13 protein-coding genes are annotated in these 13,266 nt (G+C 63.2%); 7 read left to right on the top strand and 6 right to left on the bottom strand.

Annotation, left to right across the window (positions count from 1 at the left end; genetic code table 11):
• Positions 1-83: 83 nt before the first annotated feature.
• A complete protein-coding gene (parC, locus tag IZV00_RS03740) occupies positions 84-2,372 on the bottom strand; it encodes a DNA topoisomerase IV subunit A (RefSeq protein ID WP_196225836.1) in 2,289 nt (762 codons plus the stop codon).
• 116 nt (positions 2,373-2,488) lie between these two features.
• Here parC and otsB point away from each other — a divergent pair, with 116 nt between their 5' ends.
• The 4 genes from otsB (at position 2,489) to purC (ending at position 7,493) form a co-directional block, all read left to right on the top strand.
• A complete protein-coding gene (gene otsB / locus IZV00_RS03735) occupies positions 2,489-3,253 on the top strand; it encodes a trehalose-phosphatase (RefSeq protein WP_196225835.1) in 765 nt (254 codons plus the stop codon).
• Positions 3,254-3,361: 108 nt separating this feature from the next.
• Positions 3,362-5,131, top strand: coding sequence for a glycoside hydrolase family 15 protein (locus tag IZV00_RS03730; RefSeq protein WP_268934783.1), 1,770 nt, complete (start codon positions 3,362-3,364; stop codon positions 5,129-5,131).
• Positions 5,128-6,534, top strand: a complete 1,407-nt coding sequence (gene otsA, locus IZV00_RS03725) for an alpha,alpha-trehalose-phosphate synthase (UDP-forming) (RefSeq protein ID WP_196225833.1) — start codon at positions 5,128-5,130, stop codon at positions 6,532-6,534. Before IZV00_RS03730 ends, otsA begins: the two co-directional genes overlap by 4 nt.
• A gap of 176 nt (positions 6,535-6,710) precedes the next feature.
• Positions 6,711-7,493, top strand: coding sequence for a phosphoribosylaminoimidazolesuccinocarboxamide synthase (gene purC, locus IZV00_RS03720; protein WP_196225832.1), 783 nt, complete (start codon positions 6,711-6,713; stop codon positions 7,491-7,493).
• Positions 7,494-7,565: 72 nt separating this feature from the next.
• Here purC and IZV00_RS03715 read toward each other — a convergent pair whose 3' ends face one another.
• Both IZV00_RS03715 and IZV00_RS03710 read right to left on the bottom strand, forming a co-directional pair.
• Positions 7,566-8,318 carry a sulfite exporter TauE/SafE family protein gene (locus tag IZV00_RS03715; RefSeq protein ID WP_196225831.1) on the bottom strand — a complete coding sequence of 251 codons (753 nt, stop codon included), beginning with the start codon at positions 8,316-8,318 and terminating at the stop codon, positions 7,566-7,568.
• Between the two features lie 53 nt (positions 8,319-8,371).
• Positions 8,372-8,521, bottom strand: coding sequence for a hypothetical protein (locus tag IZV00_RS03710; protein ID WP_176502204.1), 150 nt, complete (start codon positions 8,519-8,521; stop codon positions 8,372-8,374).
• A gap of 127 nt (positions 8,522-8,648) precedes the next feature.
• On the opposite strand from IZV00_RS03710, the gene purS reads away from it, so the two are divergent.
• The 3 genes from purS (at position 8,649) to IZV00_RS03695 (ending at position 10,746) form a co-directional block, all read left to right on the top strand.
• Entirely contained in the window at positions 8,649-8,882 is a 234-nt protein-coding gene (gene purS / locus IZV00_RS03705) for a phosphoribosylformylglycinamidine synthase subunit PurS (RefSeq protein WP_022683267.1), read from the top strand.
• A gap of 3 nt (positions 8,883-8,885) precedes the next feature.
• Entirely contained in the window at positions 8,886-9,560 is a 675-nt protein-coding gene (purQ, locus tag IZV00_RS03700) for a phosphoribosylformylglycinamidine synthase subunit PurQ (RefSeq protein WP_196225830.1), read from the top strand.
• 481 nt (positions 9,561-10,041) lie between these two features.
• On the top strand, positions 10,042-10,746 hold the full coding sequence (locus IZV00_RS03695) for an AbiV family abortive infection protein (RefSeq protein WP_196225829.1): 705 nt from the start codon (positions 10,042-10,044) through the stop codon (positions 10,744-10,746).
• A gap of 340 nt (positions 10,747-11,086) precedes the next feature.
• Here IZV00_RS03695 and IZV00_RS03690 read toward each other — a convergent pair whose 3' ends face one another.
• The 3 genes from IZV00_RS03690 to IZV00_RS03680 are packed head-to-tail and all read right to left on the bottom strand — an operon-like array spanning position 11,087 to position 13,265.
• Positions 11,087-11,608, bottom strand: a complete 522-nt coding sequence (locus tag IZV00_RS03690) for an A24 family peptidase (RefSeq protein WP_196225828.1) — start codon at positions 11,606-11,608, stop codon at positions 11,087-11,089.
• Positions 11,605-12,432 carry a tetratricopeptide repeat protein gene (locus IZV00_RS03685; protein ID WP_196225827.1) on the bottom strand — a complete coding sequence of 276 codons (828 nt, stop codon included), beginning with the start codon at positions 12,430-12,432 and terminating at the stop codon, positions 11,605-11,607. Before IZV00_RS03685 ends, IZV00_RS03690 begins: the two co-directional genes overlap by 4 nt.
• The gene (locus IZV00_RS03680; RefSeq protein ID WP_196225826.1) at positions 12,429-13,265 is read right to left on the bottom strand and encodes a tetratricopeptide repeat protein; all 837 of its coding nucleotides are present in this window, start codon (positions 13,263-13,265) and stop codon (positions 12,429-12,431) included. The genes IZV00_RS03685 and IZV00_RS03680 overlap by 4 nt, the downstream gene beginning before the upstream one ends.
• Between the last annotated feature and the right edge of the window lies 1 nt (position 13,266).

Genomic DNA, 13,266 nt, shown 5'->3' with positions numbered 1-13,266 from the left:
CCACCGGATTAGATACCAGTGGTAAATTTTCAGGAAATGACCCGATGTAATTTCAAGAAGATATCCGGCTTGTTATGCGATCGTCAAAATCGGTTGTCTCGCGGGAAGCCGACCGGCGGCATCCGCCCTGCCGCCCCGCGCGCCACACGCCACGGCGTCATGTCGGCCTCGGTTCGGATGCGCCCGCTCCCTCCGCCCATCGCCCAGCTCAGGCCATCGCTCATCCGGAAAGTGACGGCGTCCGACAGACCGCCATCGCGATAACGCTGCATCTGCACGCCCTGCCCGCGCGACATGCGCGGCATTTCGACCAGCGGGAACACCAGCAGCTTGCGATTCTCACCGACCACGGCGACGCTGTCCGCCTCTGCCCCGATGACGTGAACCACCGTCAAGCGCGAGCCCGGACGCACGTTCACCACCTGCTTGCCCTTGCGCGTCTCGGCAATGACATCCGCGACCGCCGCGACAAAGCCCCTGCCGTCCGACGCCGCCAGCAACAATTCGCTTCCTGTCTTCGCAGGGAACAGCGCCACGATGTCGCCTTGATCATCCATATCGACCAGCGACCGCACCGGATCGCCAAATCCGCGCCCGCCCGGCAACTTGTCCGCCCCCAGCGTGAATATGCGCCCGCTCGCCGTCGCCAGCAGCAGCTTGTCGGTCGTTTGCGCATGGAAAGCGATTTTCGGCCCGTCGCCTTCCTTAAACTTCAACGTGTCCGCCGAAGAAAGGTCGCGATGACCGCTCATCGCCCGTATCCAGCCGCGCTCCGACAGGATCACGGTGATCGGCTCGCGCTCGATCATCGCCTCCAGCGGAATTTCGCGCGCGGGCGCTGCTTCCTCCACCAAAGTCCGCCGCCTGCCGATATCGCTCTCTGGCGAATAGCGCTTGCGTAGTTCCGCCAGATCCTTTTTCAGCCGGTTGCGCTGACGGGTAGGACTCTCGACCAGCTTGGTAAGCTCATCCCGTTCCTTGAGCAGCCCCGCATGCTCGCGCCGCAGCTCCATCTCCTCCAGCTTGCGCAGCGAACGCAGCCGCATGTTGAGGATTGCTTCGGCCTGCCGGTCGTTCAGCCCAAACTCCTCCATCATCACTGCCTTGGGCTCATCCTCTGTCCGGATGATTTCGATCACCCGATCGAGGTTCAGATAGGCGATGATATAGCCGTCGAGCAGTTCGACCCGCGCGGCGATCTTGTCCAGCCGATGCTGCGCCCGCCGCACCAGCACGTCGATCTGGTGCTTCAGCCACTCGATCAACACCGGCTTCAGCCCCAGAACGCGCGGCGTCCGGCTCGCGTCCAGCACGTTGAGGTTCAGCGGAAAGCGGTTCTCCAGGTCAGTCAGCCGGAACAGGCTGTCCATCAGCACATCGGAATCGACCGTCCGTGCCCGCGGTTCCAGGACAATGCGGATCTCCGCGTCGCTCTCATCCCGTACATCCGCCAGTATCGGCAGCTTCTTGTCGTTGATCAGCGCCGCGATCTGCTCGATCAGCTTGGACTTCTGCACCTGGAAGGGGATTTGCGTGACCACTGCCACCCAGGTCCCGCGCCCGCCATCTTCCTTGTGCCAGCGCGCCCGCGTGCGGAACGATCCCCGCCCCGTCGCATAGGCTTCCGAAATGATGGAAGCGTTATCCACCAGCACGCCGCCGGTCGGGAAATCCGGCCCGCGCACGATCTGCATCAGCTCTGCATGTTCAGCGTCCGGATTTTCGATCAGCAGGCTCGCCGCATCGATCAGCTCTGCGACATTGTGCGGCGGAATGCTCGTCGCCATGCCGACCGCGATCCCGCTTGCGCCATTTGCCAGCAGGTTGGGGAAAAGGCCGGGGAAAACCTCCGGCTCTTCATCCTCGCCATTATAAGTGGGCCTGAACTCGACGGTCCCCTCGTCCAGCCCGGCCATCAAATCGGCCGCCGCCTGCGTCAGCCGCGCCTCGGTGTAGCGCATGGCGGCCGCATTATCGCCGTCGATATTGCCGAAATTGCCCTGCCCATCGACCAGAGGGGTGCGCAGCGAGAAATCCTGCGCCAACCGCACCATGGCGTCATAGACCGACGTATCGCCATGCGGGTGATATTTACCGATCACATCGCCCACGACGCGCGCGCATTTCTTATAAGAAGTCGTGTTACGCGCCGGATTGGCGACCAGCACATCCGGCGACGCCCCGCCCGGCTCCATCTTGAGCAGCCGCATCGCCCACAACAGACGCCGGTGCACCGGCTTCAATCCATCGCGCAGGTCAGGCAGCGACCGCGCCGTGATCGTGGAAAGCGCATAGACGAGGTAGCGCTGGGACAGCGCTTCGTCGAACGGGTGATCCTTGATAGCGTCGAACGGGTCGCGAAAATCGGTCATCGCGATCGGAATAGCAGCGCAACGACAAAACGGAAACGGGGATTACAGCCCCGAAAAATTCACCTCCTTCGCCCTCCGGGGCTTGCACATTCCCCGCCACGGGCCAATTTGCGCCCGTGTCCGATTCCAACCCACCTCCTGTCATCGCCCTCCCGCCGCCGCCTGCCTCGCTGCTGACCGGCGCGGCGCTGTTTCTCGACTTTGACGGCACCCTCGCGCCGATCGCCGCCACACCTGACGGCGTAGTCGTGGATGGCGACCTCCTCACCCTGCTCGGCGAATTGCGCGATGTGCTGCAAGGCCGTCTGGCAATCGTCAGCGGCCGGTCGATCGTCACCCTGCGCGATCTGGGGTTCGCCGACTTCCTGCTCGCCGGAACACACGGGCTGGAATTTGCCCAGCCCGGCGAACAGGTCGAAGCCGCCCCTCGTCGCCCGGCGGTCGATGATGCCGAAGCGGCCTTCCACAGCTTTGCGGAGGGCAAGCCCGGCATATTGGTCGAACGCAAATCGATCAGCGTCGGCCTGCACTTCCGCGGCGCCCCTCAATGGGGTGAGCAGGCGGGCGAACTGGCCCGCGACCTCGCCGCCAAACTTGGTCTCGCCGTGCAACCGGGCAAGATGCTGTTCGAACTGCGCCCCGGCGGCGCGGACAAGGGCAGCGCGGTCCACACGCTGATGGCGCGCACCCCCATGGCAGGTGGCCGCCCGCTCTTCATCGGCGACGATGTCACGGATGAGGAAGGCTTTGCCGCCGCCACCGAACTGGGCGGCGCGGGCATTCTGGTCGGCCCGCCCCGGACGACACTCGCCGCATTCTCTTTGGAACAGGTTGCCGCCGTCAGGCATTATCTCGCGCGGGGGGTCGTCCGGCCCGGCTGAGCCATGGCTGGCGCCCCCTTCGTTTGAACGAGCCAGGGGGGCAGACCGATAGTCAGGACCAGTACAACGCATTCCGCCGGAAACGAACGCACTCTCGATCTCTGGCCCATCGGCAATTGCCAGGCATCCGCGCTGATCGATCGCGCAGGGCGGATGATATGGGCGTGCGTGCCCCGCGTGGACGGGGACCCCGTCTTTTCCGCCCTACTCGACGACAAGAGCTGGGACGCGCCGGAAGCGCGCGGCTTCTGGGCGATTGAGCTGGAAAACTGCGTCAGCGTCGAACAACATTATATCCGTAACACGCCCATCCTCGTGACCCGCCTGACCGATGATCACGGCAATGCCATAGAGCTTTACGACTTCTGCCCGCGCCATCGCCATATGGGCCGCATGTACCGCCCGGTGGCGTTTGCTCGGATCGTCCGGCCTGTGGCTGGCAGCCCCCGCATCCGCGTGCGGCTCCGCCCGACCACGTCCTGGAATTCAGAAAGCGTGCCGATCAGCTATGGCTCAAACCATATTCGCCTAGTCCTGTCCTACATGGCGATGCGCATGTCGACCAACGCGCCCATCGGCCTCATTTCTCAGGAAAGCTGGTTCCGGCTCGAACATGACATGCACTTTTTCCTCGGGCCGGACGAAAGCTTTTCGGATGCGCTTCGCCCCGAAGTGGAGCGCATGCTGGACGACACCATCCATGAATGGCAGGTCTGGGTGCGCGGCCTCGCCATTCCCGCCGAATGGCAGGAAGCGGTCATTCGCTCGGCCATCACGCTAAAGCTTTGCCAGCATGAGGAAACCGGCGCGATCGTCGCGGCGCTGACCACCAGCATCCCGGAACATGCCGATTCAGGCCGCAACTGGGACTATCGCTACTGCTGGATACGCGACGCTTATTACACGGTGGAAGCGCTCAACCGCCTCGGCGCGCTCGACGTATTGGAAAGCTACCTCGTCTACCTTCGCAACATCGTCGATGGCGCAAAGGGCGGCCATATCCAGCCGCTCTATGACGTGCGCGGCAACGCCACGCTGGAGGAACGCGAGGCGCAGAACCTTCCGGGCTATCGCGGCATGGGGCCGGTTCGCGTCGGCAACGCCGCCTATTCCCAGATTCAGCATGATGCCTATGGCCAGATCGTCCTGTCCTCGGTTCAGGGCTTCATTGATCAGCGCCTGCTCCGCATGGCGGGCATGTCCGACTTCGAATCCTTGGAAGCAGTCGGCGAACGCGCATGGTCGGTCTATGACCAGCCCGACGCTGGCCTGTGGGAACTGCGCACCCGCGCTCATGTGCACAGCTATAGCGCGGTGATGTGCTGGGCCGCCTGCGACCGCCTCGCCCATGCCGCCGCCGCGTTGGACCTGCCCGAGCGGGAGGTTTATTGGCGCGAACGGGCCGAGATCATGAAGGCCCGCATCCTGCAATCGGCCTGGCGCAGCGGCAGCAACGCCATCTCCGCCAATTTCGAGGATGATGCCCGCGACGCCTCGCTGCTTCAGCTTCTGGACCTGCGCTTCCTGACCGCCGACAATCCGATGTTCGTCGGTACGTTGAAGGCACTGGAAAAGGATCTCCGCCGGGGCAACGACATGCTTCGTTACAGCACACCGGATGATTTCGGGGAGCCCGTCACCGCCTTCAACGTGTGCACCTTCTGGCTGATAGAGGCCCTGCACCGCACCGGCCGCACGGAAGAAGCACGGCTGCTGTTTGAAGAAATGCTGTCCCGCCGCACCGCCGCCGGGCTGCTGTCGGAGGATATCGATCCCGCGACAGGGGAATTGTGGGGCAATTATCCCCAGACCTACTCATTGGTCGGCATCATCAACTGCGCCGTTCTGCTGAGCAAGCCGTGGAGCGTGATGCGATGAGCCGCCTGATAGTCATTTCCAACCGAGTCAGCAGACCCAACAAATCCGGCAATCAGGGCGGCCTTGCCGTCGCCTTGTCGCAAGCGCTGCGGGAAAGCCGGGGCATCTGGGTAGGCTGGTCCGGCGAAATCACCGAAAATTTCACCGGCCATATCGGCTTCTCCGAAGATGAAGGCGTCAAGACGGCAACGATCGACCTCGAAGAACAGGACGTCGATGAATATTATAACGGCTATGCCAACAAGACGCTCTGGCCGCTTTTCCATTTCCGCATCGATCTGGCCGAATATGCCCGTGATTTCGAAGGCGGCTATAACCGCGTCAACCACCGCTTCGCCGACACGACCAGCCCGTTGATCGAGCCCGAAGACATCATCTGGGTGCAGGATTATCACATGATCCCGCTCGGCCAGATGTTGCGGGACAAGGGGCATAACAACCGGATGGGCTTCTTCCTCCACATCCCATGGCCGCCCACCCGCCTACTCGTGTCCCTGCCCCATCATACCAAGTTGGTGCAGACATTGTTCGCCTATGACGTCATCGGTTTCCATACGGAAGAATGGCTCGAATCCTTCCGCCACTATGTAGAGCGGGAGATGAACGGGACGGTAAATGGCGACTTCGTCACGCTGGGCGACCGCACGATTCAGGCGATCGCCTGCCCCATAGGCATCAACGCGCAGGAATTTTCCAACGCCGCCGTCAGTGAACCCGCGAAAAAGATGTTCGAACAGGTCCGCCGCTCATTGCAGGACCGCGCGATGATCGTGGGCGTGGACCGGCTCGACTACAGCAAGGGGCTGGAGGAAAGATTCAGCGGCTATGCCCGCTTCCTCAAGGACCATCCCGAACATCATCGCAAGGTGGTCCTGACGCAAATCGCCCCGCCGTCGCGGGGGGAAGTGGAAAGCTACCAGCACATTCGCTCGACGCTCGACGCCACCGCCGGGCGCATCAACGGCGAATATAGCGACGTGGACTGGACCCCGATCCGCTATGTGAATCAGGGCTATCCGCGCGACAAGCTGGCGGGCATCTACCGCGCCGCCCGCATCGGCCTCGTCACCCCCTTGCGCGACGGCATGAACCTCGTCGCGAAGGAATATGTCGCCGCGCAGGACCCCAATGATCCGGGCGTCCTCATCCTCTCCCGCTTCGCTGGCGCCGCGACCCAGCTCAAGGACGCGCTGCTCATCAACCCCTACAGCCCGGAGGAGATGTCCGACGCGATCAACCGCGCCCTCGCCATGCCACTCGATGAACGCAAGCGCCGCTGGCGTTCGATGATGGACTGTGTCGAGGAACAGGACATCAGCTGGTGGCGCCGCTGCTTCACCGAACGGCTGACGGCGGTCCACCGCGACGATGAGCAGACGGCGGACGTCGAAATCGCGCACTGAACCGACCTCGCCGGACGAAGCCATTGAACCCATGTCGGTTCGCGGCCAGATCAGCGCGCTAATTGCACCCCCGCCTGCTTTGGTCTATGGGCCACGCCAGCAGCCCCGGCACCCGCTGATCCTCTTCGATTCGCGTTGCCGGGGCACATTCTTTTCTTGGGAAGACAGGAACGCGCATGGCCCGTCGCCGCCAGATCTACGAAGGCAAGGCAAAGATCCTTTACGAAGGCCCTGAGCCCGGCACGATCATCCAATATTTCAAGGACGACGCGACCGCCTTCAACGCGCAGAAGAAGGGCACGATTTCCGGCAAGGGCGTGCTCAACAACCGCATTTCCGAACATATCTTCACCCTGCTCGGCCAGATTGGCGTGCCCACCCACTTCATCCGCCGCCTCAACATGCGCGAGCAGCTGGTCCGCCAGGTCGAAATCGTGCCGATCGAGGTCGTGGTGCGCAACGTCGCCGCCGGTTCCTTGAGCAAGAAGCTGGGGATTGAGGAAGGCACGCAGCTGCCCCGCACCCTCATCGAATATTGCTACAAGGATGACGCGCTGGGCGACCCGCTCGTATCCGAAGAACATATCGCCTGCTTCGGCTGGGCCACGCAGGAAGAGATGCACGACATCGCCGACATGGCAATCCGCATCAACGACTTCATGTGCGGCCTCTTCGCGGCCATCGGCATCCGCCTTGTCGACTTCAAGCTGGAGTTTGGCCGCTTGTGGGACGGCGACTTCAGCCGCATCATCCTGGCCGACGAAATCAGCCCGGACGGCTGTCGCCTGTGGGACATGAACACCGGCGAAAAGCTGGACAAGGACCGCTTCCGCCGCGACCTTGGCGGCGAAGTCGAAGCCTATCAGGAAGTCGCCCGCCGCTTGGGCCTCCTGCCCGAAGGCGCGGACACGACCGTCCTCGACCTCGACACCCACCGCAAAAAGCGCAGCAAAGACTGACTCCCAAATCCTCCCCATCGATAGATGGGGAGGGGGACCGCTCGCAAAGCGAGTGGTGGAGGGGAAAATCCCCTATCCCACCACCGCATCCACCATCAACTTCACCCCCAACAGCACCATCAACACATAAATCAGCGTGTAAAACCGCGCCGGATCAACCTTCCGCGCCAACACCACCCCCGCATAGGTCGCTCCAATGGCCACCGGCGCCAGCATCGCGGTCGCCATCAAATTAGCCCGCGTAAATTGCCCCAACGCCGCATAAGCGGGCACCTTGATCCAGTTCATGATGGCAAAGGCAATCGCCGTAGTGCCGATCAGCACGTCACGCGCCAGCCGCTTGGGCATCACCCACATCTGGAATGGCGGCGCGCCCGCATGCGCGATTTGGCTGGTAAATCCGCTCGCAACGCCGAGCAATGTGCCCACCCAATCCGGCGAACTGGACGGCAGAACGACCTTCCCGCCCCGCTCAACCCACAGCCTCTGCGCGCCGAACAGCGTCGAAATGAAACCGAGCGCCCCCAACACAGCCGTCTCAGGCACCCGCGCAGCGAACAGATAACCCAGCCCCACGCCGACAACCATGCCCGGCATCATCACCTTCAATATATGCCGATCCCAGCTATGCCGGAACGACCAGACGCTCACCGCATCCTGCAATATTAGGATAGGCAGCATGATCGCCGCCGCCCGCACCGGATCGATGCCCAGCGCCATGATCGGCATGGCCAGCGCCCCGGCCCCGGCAAAACCACCCTTGGCGAGCCCGGAAAGGACAACCGCCACGATCGCGCATGCATAATAAAGATAATCGCCGCTCATCGCCCCGCCCTAAAACAGAGGACCGCTGAAACGAACAACTTTTCCAGTTAAGCTCAAGCGCTAGCCCGGTATCCGATCAGAACACCGAAGGCGAAGGTAGCCAGCAGGGCCAGCTGAACACGCCCATGCGGATCGTCATAGCCGACGATCTGCTGCCCAAAGGCAAAAAGCCCCACAAACATCGCCAGCGCAAGACCAGCCATATTCAAAACCCTCTGTCCCGTCCCCGCAACCATAGCGTCGGCCCACTAATAAAGGGATAATGCCTTGCCTGGCGCGGCGCAGGGGACTAGGGGGTGCGCCATAGCAATCCACGGAGTTTTTGGCCTCATGAAAGCCCGCATCTTCGTCACCCTCAAGGGCGGCGTCCTCGACCCGCAGGGCAAGGCGATCCACCACGCACTCGACGGCCTCGGCTTCTCGGGCGTCAACGACGTGCGCGCGGGCAAGCTCATTGAGCTGGACCTTGCCGACGGCACCAGCGACGAAGATATTGACGCCATGTGCCGCAAGCTGCTCGCCAACACGGTGATCGAAAACTACCGCATCGAAAAGGTGGCCTGAGCCATGAAGAGCGCCGTCATCGTCTTCCCCGGCAGCAATTGCGACCGCGACCTCGCCGTGGCTTTCGAGGCGGTGAGCGGTGAAAAGCCGGTCATGGTCTGGCATCGCGACACCGAATTGCCCGAAGGCATCGACCTGATCGGCGTACCCGGCGGCTTCTCCTACGGCGACTATCTGCGCTCCGGCGCGATGGCCGCCCGCTCGCCCGTCATGCAGGCCGTCGCCAAGGCGGCCGAGCGCGGCACCTATGTGCTCGGCATCTGCAACGGCTTCCAGGTACTGACCGAAAGCGGCCTGCTCCCCGGCGCGCTGCTACGCAACGCAGGCGGCCATTTCGTCTGCCGCGATGTCGCGTTGACCGTCGAAAACGCCCAGAGCGCCTTCACCAGCCGCTATGCCGCTGGAGAGACAGTGACCTATCCCGTCGCCCATCATGACGGCAACTATTTCGCCGACGCCGCCACGCTCGACCGCCTCGAAGGCGAAGGCCGCGTCGCGCTACGCTATGACGAAGCCGTCAACGGCTCCGCCCGCAACATTGCCGGCATCCTCAACGAAGCTGGCAATGTGCTGGGCATGATGCCCCACCCCGAACGCGTCATCGAACCCGCCCACGGCAAAACCGACGGCCGCCGCCTGTTCGAAGGCTTGGTAGAGGGCCTACTGACCCGCGCCTGACCCGGCGCGCGCCACCCTCCCACGCCCCCCAAGTCCCTGATCCACCCCAACACCCGTCATCCAGCGGAGGCTGGGATCTCAGGAGGCTGGGCAGCGCGCCATCAACTTACGCTGGCATGACGAGATCGGGGACGGCAGCAAGCGACCATTTCCCGCCGTTCAGCGCCAATTTTCGATCGCCAGGTGCGGAAGGGCTGCTTTTCGATCTTGGGCACCCAGAATGGCCGATTACGGAATGGCGCCTTTCTCGCATCGATTGGAGAAAACCAGTCACTCGCCGGGCTGACCACAAGGCTGGACGCGCCAACTGGATTTGCGGCATCTTTCACACGGCCCTGTCTCGGAGCGCGATGAAAATTGAGGGGCGCTTATTCAGATGACAGTGGGCGCAGTTATGCCATTATCCGGGCCGGATGTCGCCGGGGGGCGACTGCTTTTCGGGTTCCAGTTGTCTTATTTGAACGGCCGCCGACGTAGGGTTATGAACGAACAGCCATTTCCAAAACTGACTCCTGAGCTGCTGCGGGCCTACGCGGATGCGGCGCTGAACAACAGTGAGGAGTTGCTCGCCGAAGCGGCACTGCTGTTGGAGCACGACCACATGGCGCGCGCCTACTTCCTTGCGTTCTCATCCGTGGAAGAGGCTGGAAAGGCGTTGCTCGCGTTCCACGCTCAGCTCCGCAACTTGGCAGACCCAGCGGTCTGTGCGCGGCTGAAAGCTCACATGGCGGATCACCGGCAGAAGATCACCTACGCCCTGAGCATGTGGGCTCTGAACGACTCCGATCAACGGGCTGGACTGGAGAAGGCCTTGGATCTTGCTCTCCATCTAGCGCATGGGCGCGAACCGTCGATGTACAGCGACCTTCGAGCAGATCCCGACCGAGTGCAAACGCCTCGCGAGGTCGTGCGGGACGTGGCGGCGCGGGACTGCGTGAAGCTCGCGGAGGCCTGCCTTGCGAACGCTCGACGGCACCTCAGCGAGAAGACACCTACCGAGACTACAGCCGCGCAGGACAGTTTGCTCACGATGAAGTCGAAGAAGTTCCATGAGCTGATGAGTACGGAAGAATTTTATTGGTACTACCTCGGCCAGATGGAGGCTGGGCAATCCGACTTTGCCGAGGCAGTGATCGGGTACGAGCGCGACCACATCAATACAGGCGTGCCATTCCGCACGGAGTAGAGCATTTAACGCTTGTAGCTGCCGCCGGTCACCCCGCCTGCGAAACGGTCCTCGCCCCCTCCCTGCTGTGGCTAACGGTGTCGCAAGCAGCAGCAACGCCGATATGGCGTCCGCATTTAAGCGCCACGGTTTGGCTCCAGAAAGTCAAAAATTGGCGCACCGCGGTCGAGGATGCTCAGCCGTCAAGCGGCCGCTATCCCGCTAAAGCGCGCTTCAGAACTGACCGCTCGCTCACCACCATCCAAGACATCCCCCTCCCGCAAGCGGGAGGTGTTAGGGGTGGGCGCGAGCGCAGCGAGCTTCCGCGTCAGCCCCCCTCAACAATGCCGATGTTGCGCGACTACAGCCCCCGCACAAACGCAGGCAGATGCGCAACCCCGCTAGGATTAGGCCCCGCCATATACAGCGCCATCACCGTCCCCAGAGCAATCGCCACACCATAAGGGATCGGCCCGCCCGGCGCGAAGATCGACAGTGAAGACCCTTCCCGCACCGCTTTCGGCACCATCCGCCGCCCAGCGATGATCAGCAACGCCAGCATGCCGCCACCGACCGTCACATAAACAAACCAGGGCAGCGCCGCACCCCAATCGAACCACAGCGCGCAGGCCGCCAGCAGCTTGACGTCACCCCCGCCCATCCATCGCAGCGCGAACATCAGGCATCCGAGCGCAAACACGGCCAGAAACAGCGTGCCATTCTGCCAGATGTCATTTTCCCATCCGGCCAAGGCAACCCAGGGCACGAACAGCCCCATCACCAGCAATGGAAAGATGTTGGATATCCGCAACCGCGCAATATCCTCGATCGCCGCGCCCAGCAGAACCAACGACAGCGCAATCAGGACAAGGTCCTTCGTCATGGCCTTGCCCCCATGCCAGCTAAAGCCGCAGTCGCCTCCGGCTGAAAACTCTCGGACTCCGTGACCGCGCGGCTCAGATAGGCCCGCGCCTTCACCGCATCCCCCATGCGCAACGCCACCTGACCCGCATCGCTCAGCCGCCTGGCCCAGCTATTGGCGTCATCGGCGGCGCGCCTTTCTATATCGCGTCCAGCCATCACCTGCGCGGCATCGCTATGCGCGATGAGGCGCGCGTCATCGGGCGCCATGTCCCGCGCCTTGTCGAATATGGCGATCGCCTTGTCCGCCTGTCCCTGCGCCATCAGCGAAAGCCCATAATTGTTCAGCACCTGCACCGGCCTGTCGGTCAACTGAAAGGCCCGCTCATAGGCGTCGGCACTCAGCGCCCAGGACTTTGCCTTGTCATAAGCGACGCCCAGCGCGTTCCACGCCCGCCAGCGCGACGCACATTGATCGACCGCGCGGCGCAGCGCTTCGACCGCCTGATCCGCCCGGCCTAGCCGCAACCTTGCGATGCCCAGCCCTTCATCGATCCGGCAATCCGCCGTTCCCGCCTCGCCGATTGCGGAAAAGCGCGCCTCCGCCTCCGCATCCTGCCCCTTGGCCAGCGCCATTTGCGCGACCGTGATGTCAATGCCCCGCTTGTCCTGCGCCTGCGCCCCGTCGCGCCATTGGCTCAGCATTAGCTCGGCCTGTACGATCCGCCCGCCTTCGATCGCGTCATCGATCAATCGGCCATAGTCCAGAGCCGCTGCGGGCGTCGTCTCGGCTAGTGTCGCGCCGGGCGAGATGGCCCCAGCCGCCAGCAGCAGCAGGATGCTCATCCCCGGCCCCCGCTCCACGCCCATAGCTTCTGGAACAGGCTGTCGGGCTCATCCCCCCCCGCCATCGTCGCGCAGGGGCGTGACGCTCCCGCACCGGAGCCATCCTTGGGCTCACCACAGCCTGCCGCCGTCACTTGAACAGGCGTCGGCCGGGTCATGATCGGCGCCGCCAACGACCGCGAGAGCGTGATGGCTGGCGCCGCGCCAACCCCATCCGCAACAGTCACGATCGCGGTATTCAATTGCGCAATGGCCCGCCCCGGCAGCGCAGCCTGTGTGACGCCCGTTGACACTGTGCGCAGCCGCACCTCGCCCATCGAAACCCGCTCCAGCTCCAGCCCGACCGCCCGCACGGGTGCCGCCGGACGCTTGCCACCGTCCATCGCGATCTGCGCCAGCGTCGGGCGGCGCGCACCACCAGCTTGCACGCCCTGCCCGATCTCAGCCAGTAAAGCGTTTGCTTCTCCCTGCAAACCCTGCGCGTTCAGGCTTCGCGCGAAGTTGCGATGGATGCGCTCGTCCATCGGTGCACGCGCCAGAGCCAGCTCGAAATAATCCCGCGCCAGATCATGCCGCCCGATCGCCGCATAGCTGATCGCAACGCCGTTCAGCGCGTTCGCATCGGCCGGGTCCTGCCGCATCGCCCGCCGGTAGGCATCCAGTGCCAGCGCATATTCTCCCCGCGAAAACAGCAACTGCCCCCGCGCGATGGCGTCCTTCCCCGCCGCCGCCGCCGCCTCGGCATTTACAGGCCGGATCGCCACTTCCCGGTTGGCCGAACTGCATGCCGCGCACGCCAGCATCAGCGATATCGCCACTGCCTGTCTCATCATG

The organism is Sphingobium sp. Cam5-1 (assembly GCF_015693305.1).
Lineage (GTDB): Bacteria > Pseudomonadota > Alphaproteobacteria > Sphingomonadales > Sphingomonadaceae > Sphingobium.
Note: the sequence above shows the minus strand (reverse complement) of the source record. Positions and strands in the feature narration are given on the sequence as shown.

Excerpts from the sequence above, each read along its gene's own strand:
- otsA (WP_196225833.1), top strand. The coding sequence starts at position 5,128 with ATGAGCCGCCTGATAGTCATTTCCAACCGAGTCAGCAGACCCAACAAA.
- parC (WP_196225836.1), bottom strand. The coding sequence starts at position 2,372 with ATGACCGATTTTCGCGACCCGTTCGACGCTATCAAGGATCACCCGTTC.
- purS (WP_022683267.1), top strand. The coding sequence starts at position 8,649 with ATGAAAGCCCGCATCTTCGTCACCCTCAAGGGCGGCGTCCTCGACCCG.
- IZV00_RS03680 (WP_196225826.1), bottom strand. The coding sequence starts at position 13,265 with ATGATGAGACAGGCAGTGGCGATATCGCTGATGCTGGCGTGCGCGGCA.
- purC (WP_196225832.1), top strand. The coding sequence starts at position 6,711 with ATGGCCCGTCGCCGCCAGATCTACGAAGGCAAGGCAAAGATCCTTTAC.
- purQ (WP_196225830.1), top strand. The coding sequence starts at position 8,886 with ATGAAGAGCGCCGTCATCGTCTTCCCCGGCAGCAATTGCGACCGCGAC.
- IZV00_RS03690 (WP_196225828.1), bottom strand. The coding sequence starts at position 11,608 with ATGACGAAGGACCTTGTCCTGATTGCGCTGTCGTTGGTTCTGCTGGGC.
- IZV00_RS03695 (WP_196225829.1), top strand. The coding sequence starts at position 10,042 with ATGAACGAACAGCCATTTCCAAAACTGACTCCTGAGCTGCTGCGGGCC.
- IZV00_RS03685 (WP_196225827.1), bottom strand. The coding sequence starts at position 12,432 with ATGAGCATCCTGCTGCTGCTGGCGGCTGGGGCCATCTCGCCCGGCGCG.
- IZV00_RS03715 (WP_196225831.1), bottom strand. The coding sequence starts at position 8,318 with ATGAGCGGCGATTATCTTTATTATGCATGCGCGATCGTGGCGGTTGTC.
- IZV00_RS03710 (WP_176502204.1), bottom strand. The coding sequence starts at position 8,521 with ATGGCTGGTCTTGCGCTGGCGATGTTTGTGGGGCTTTTTGCCTTTGGG.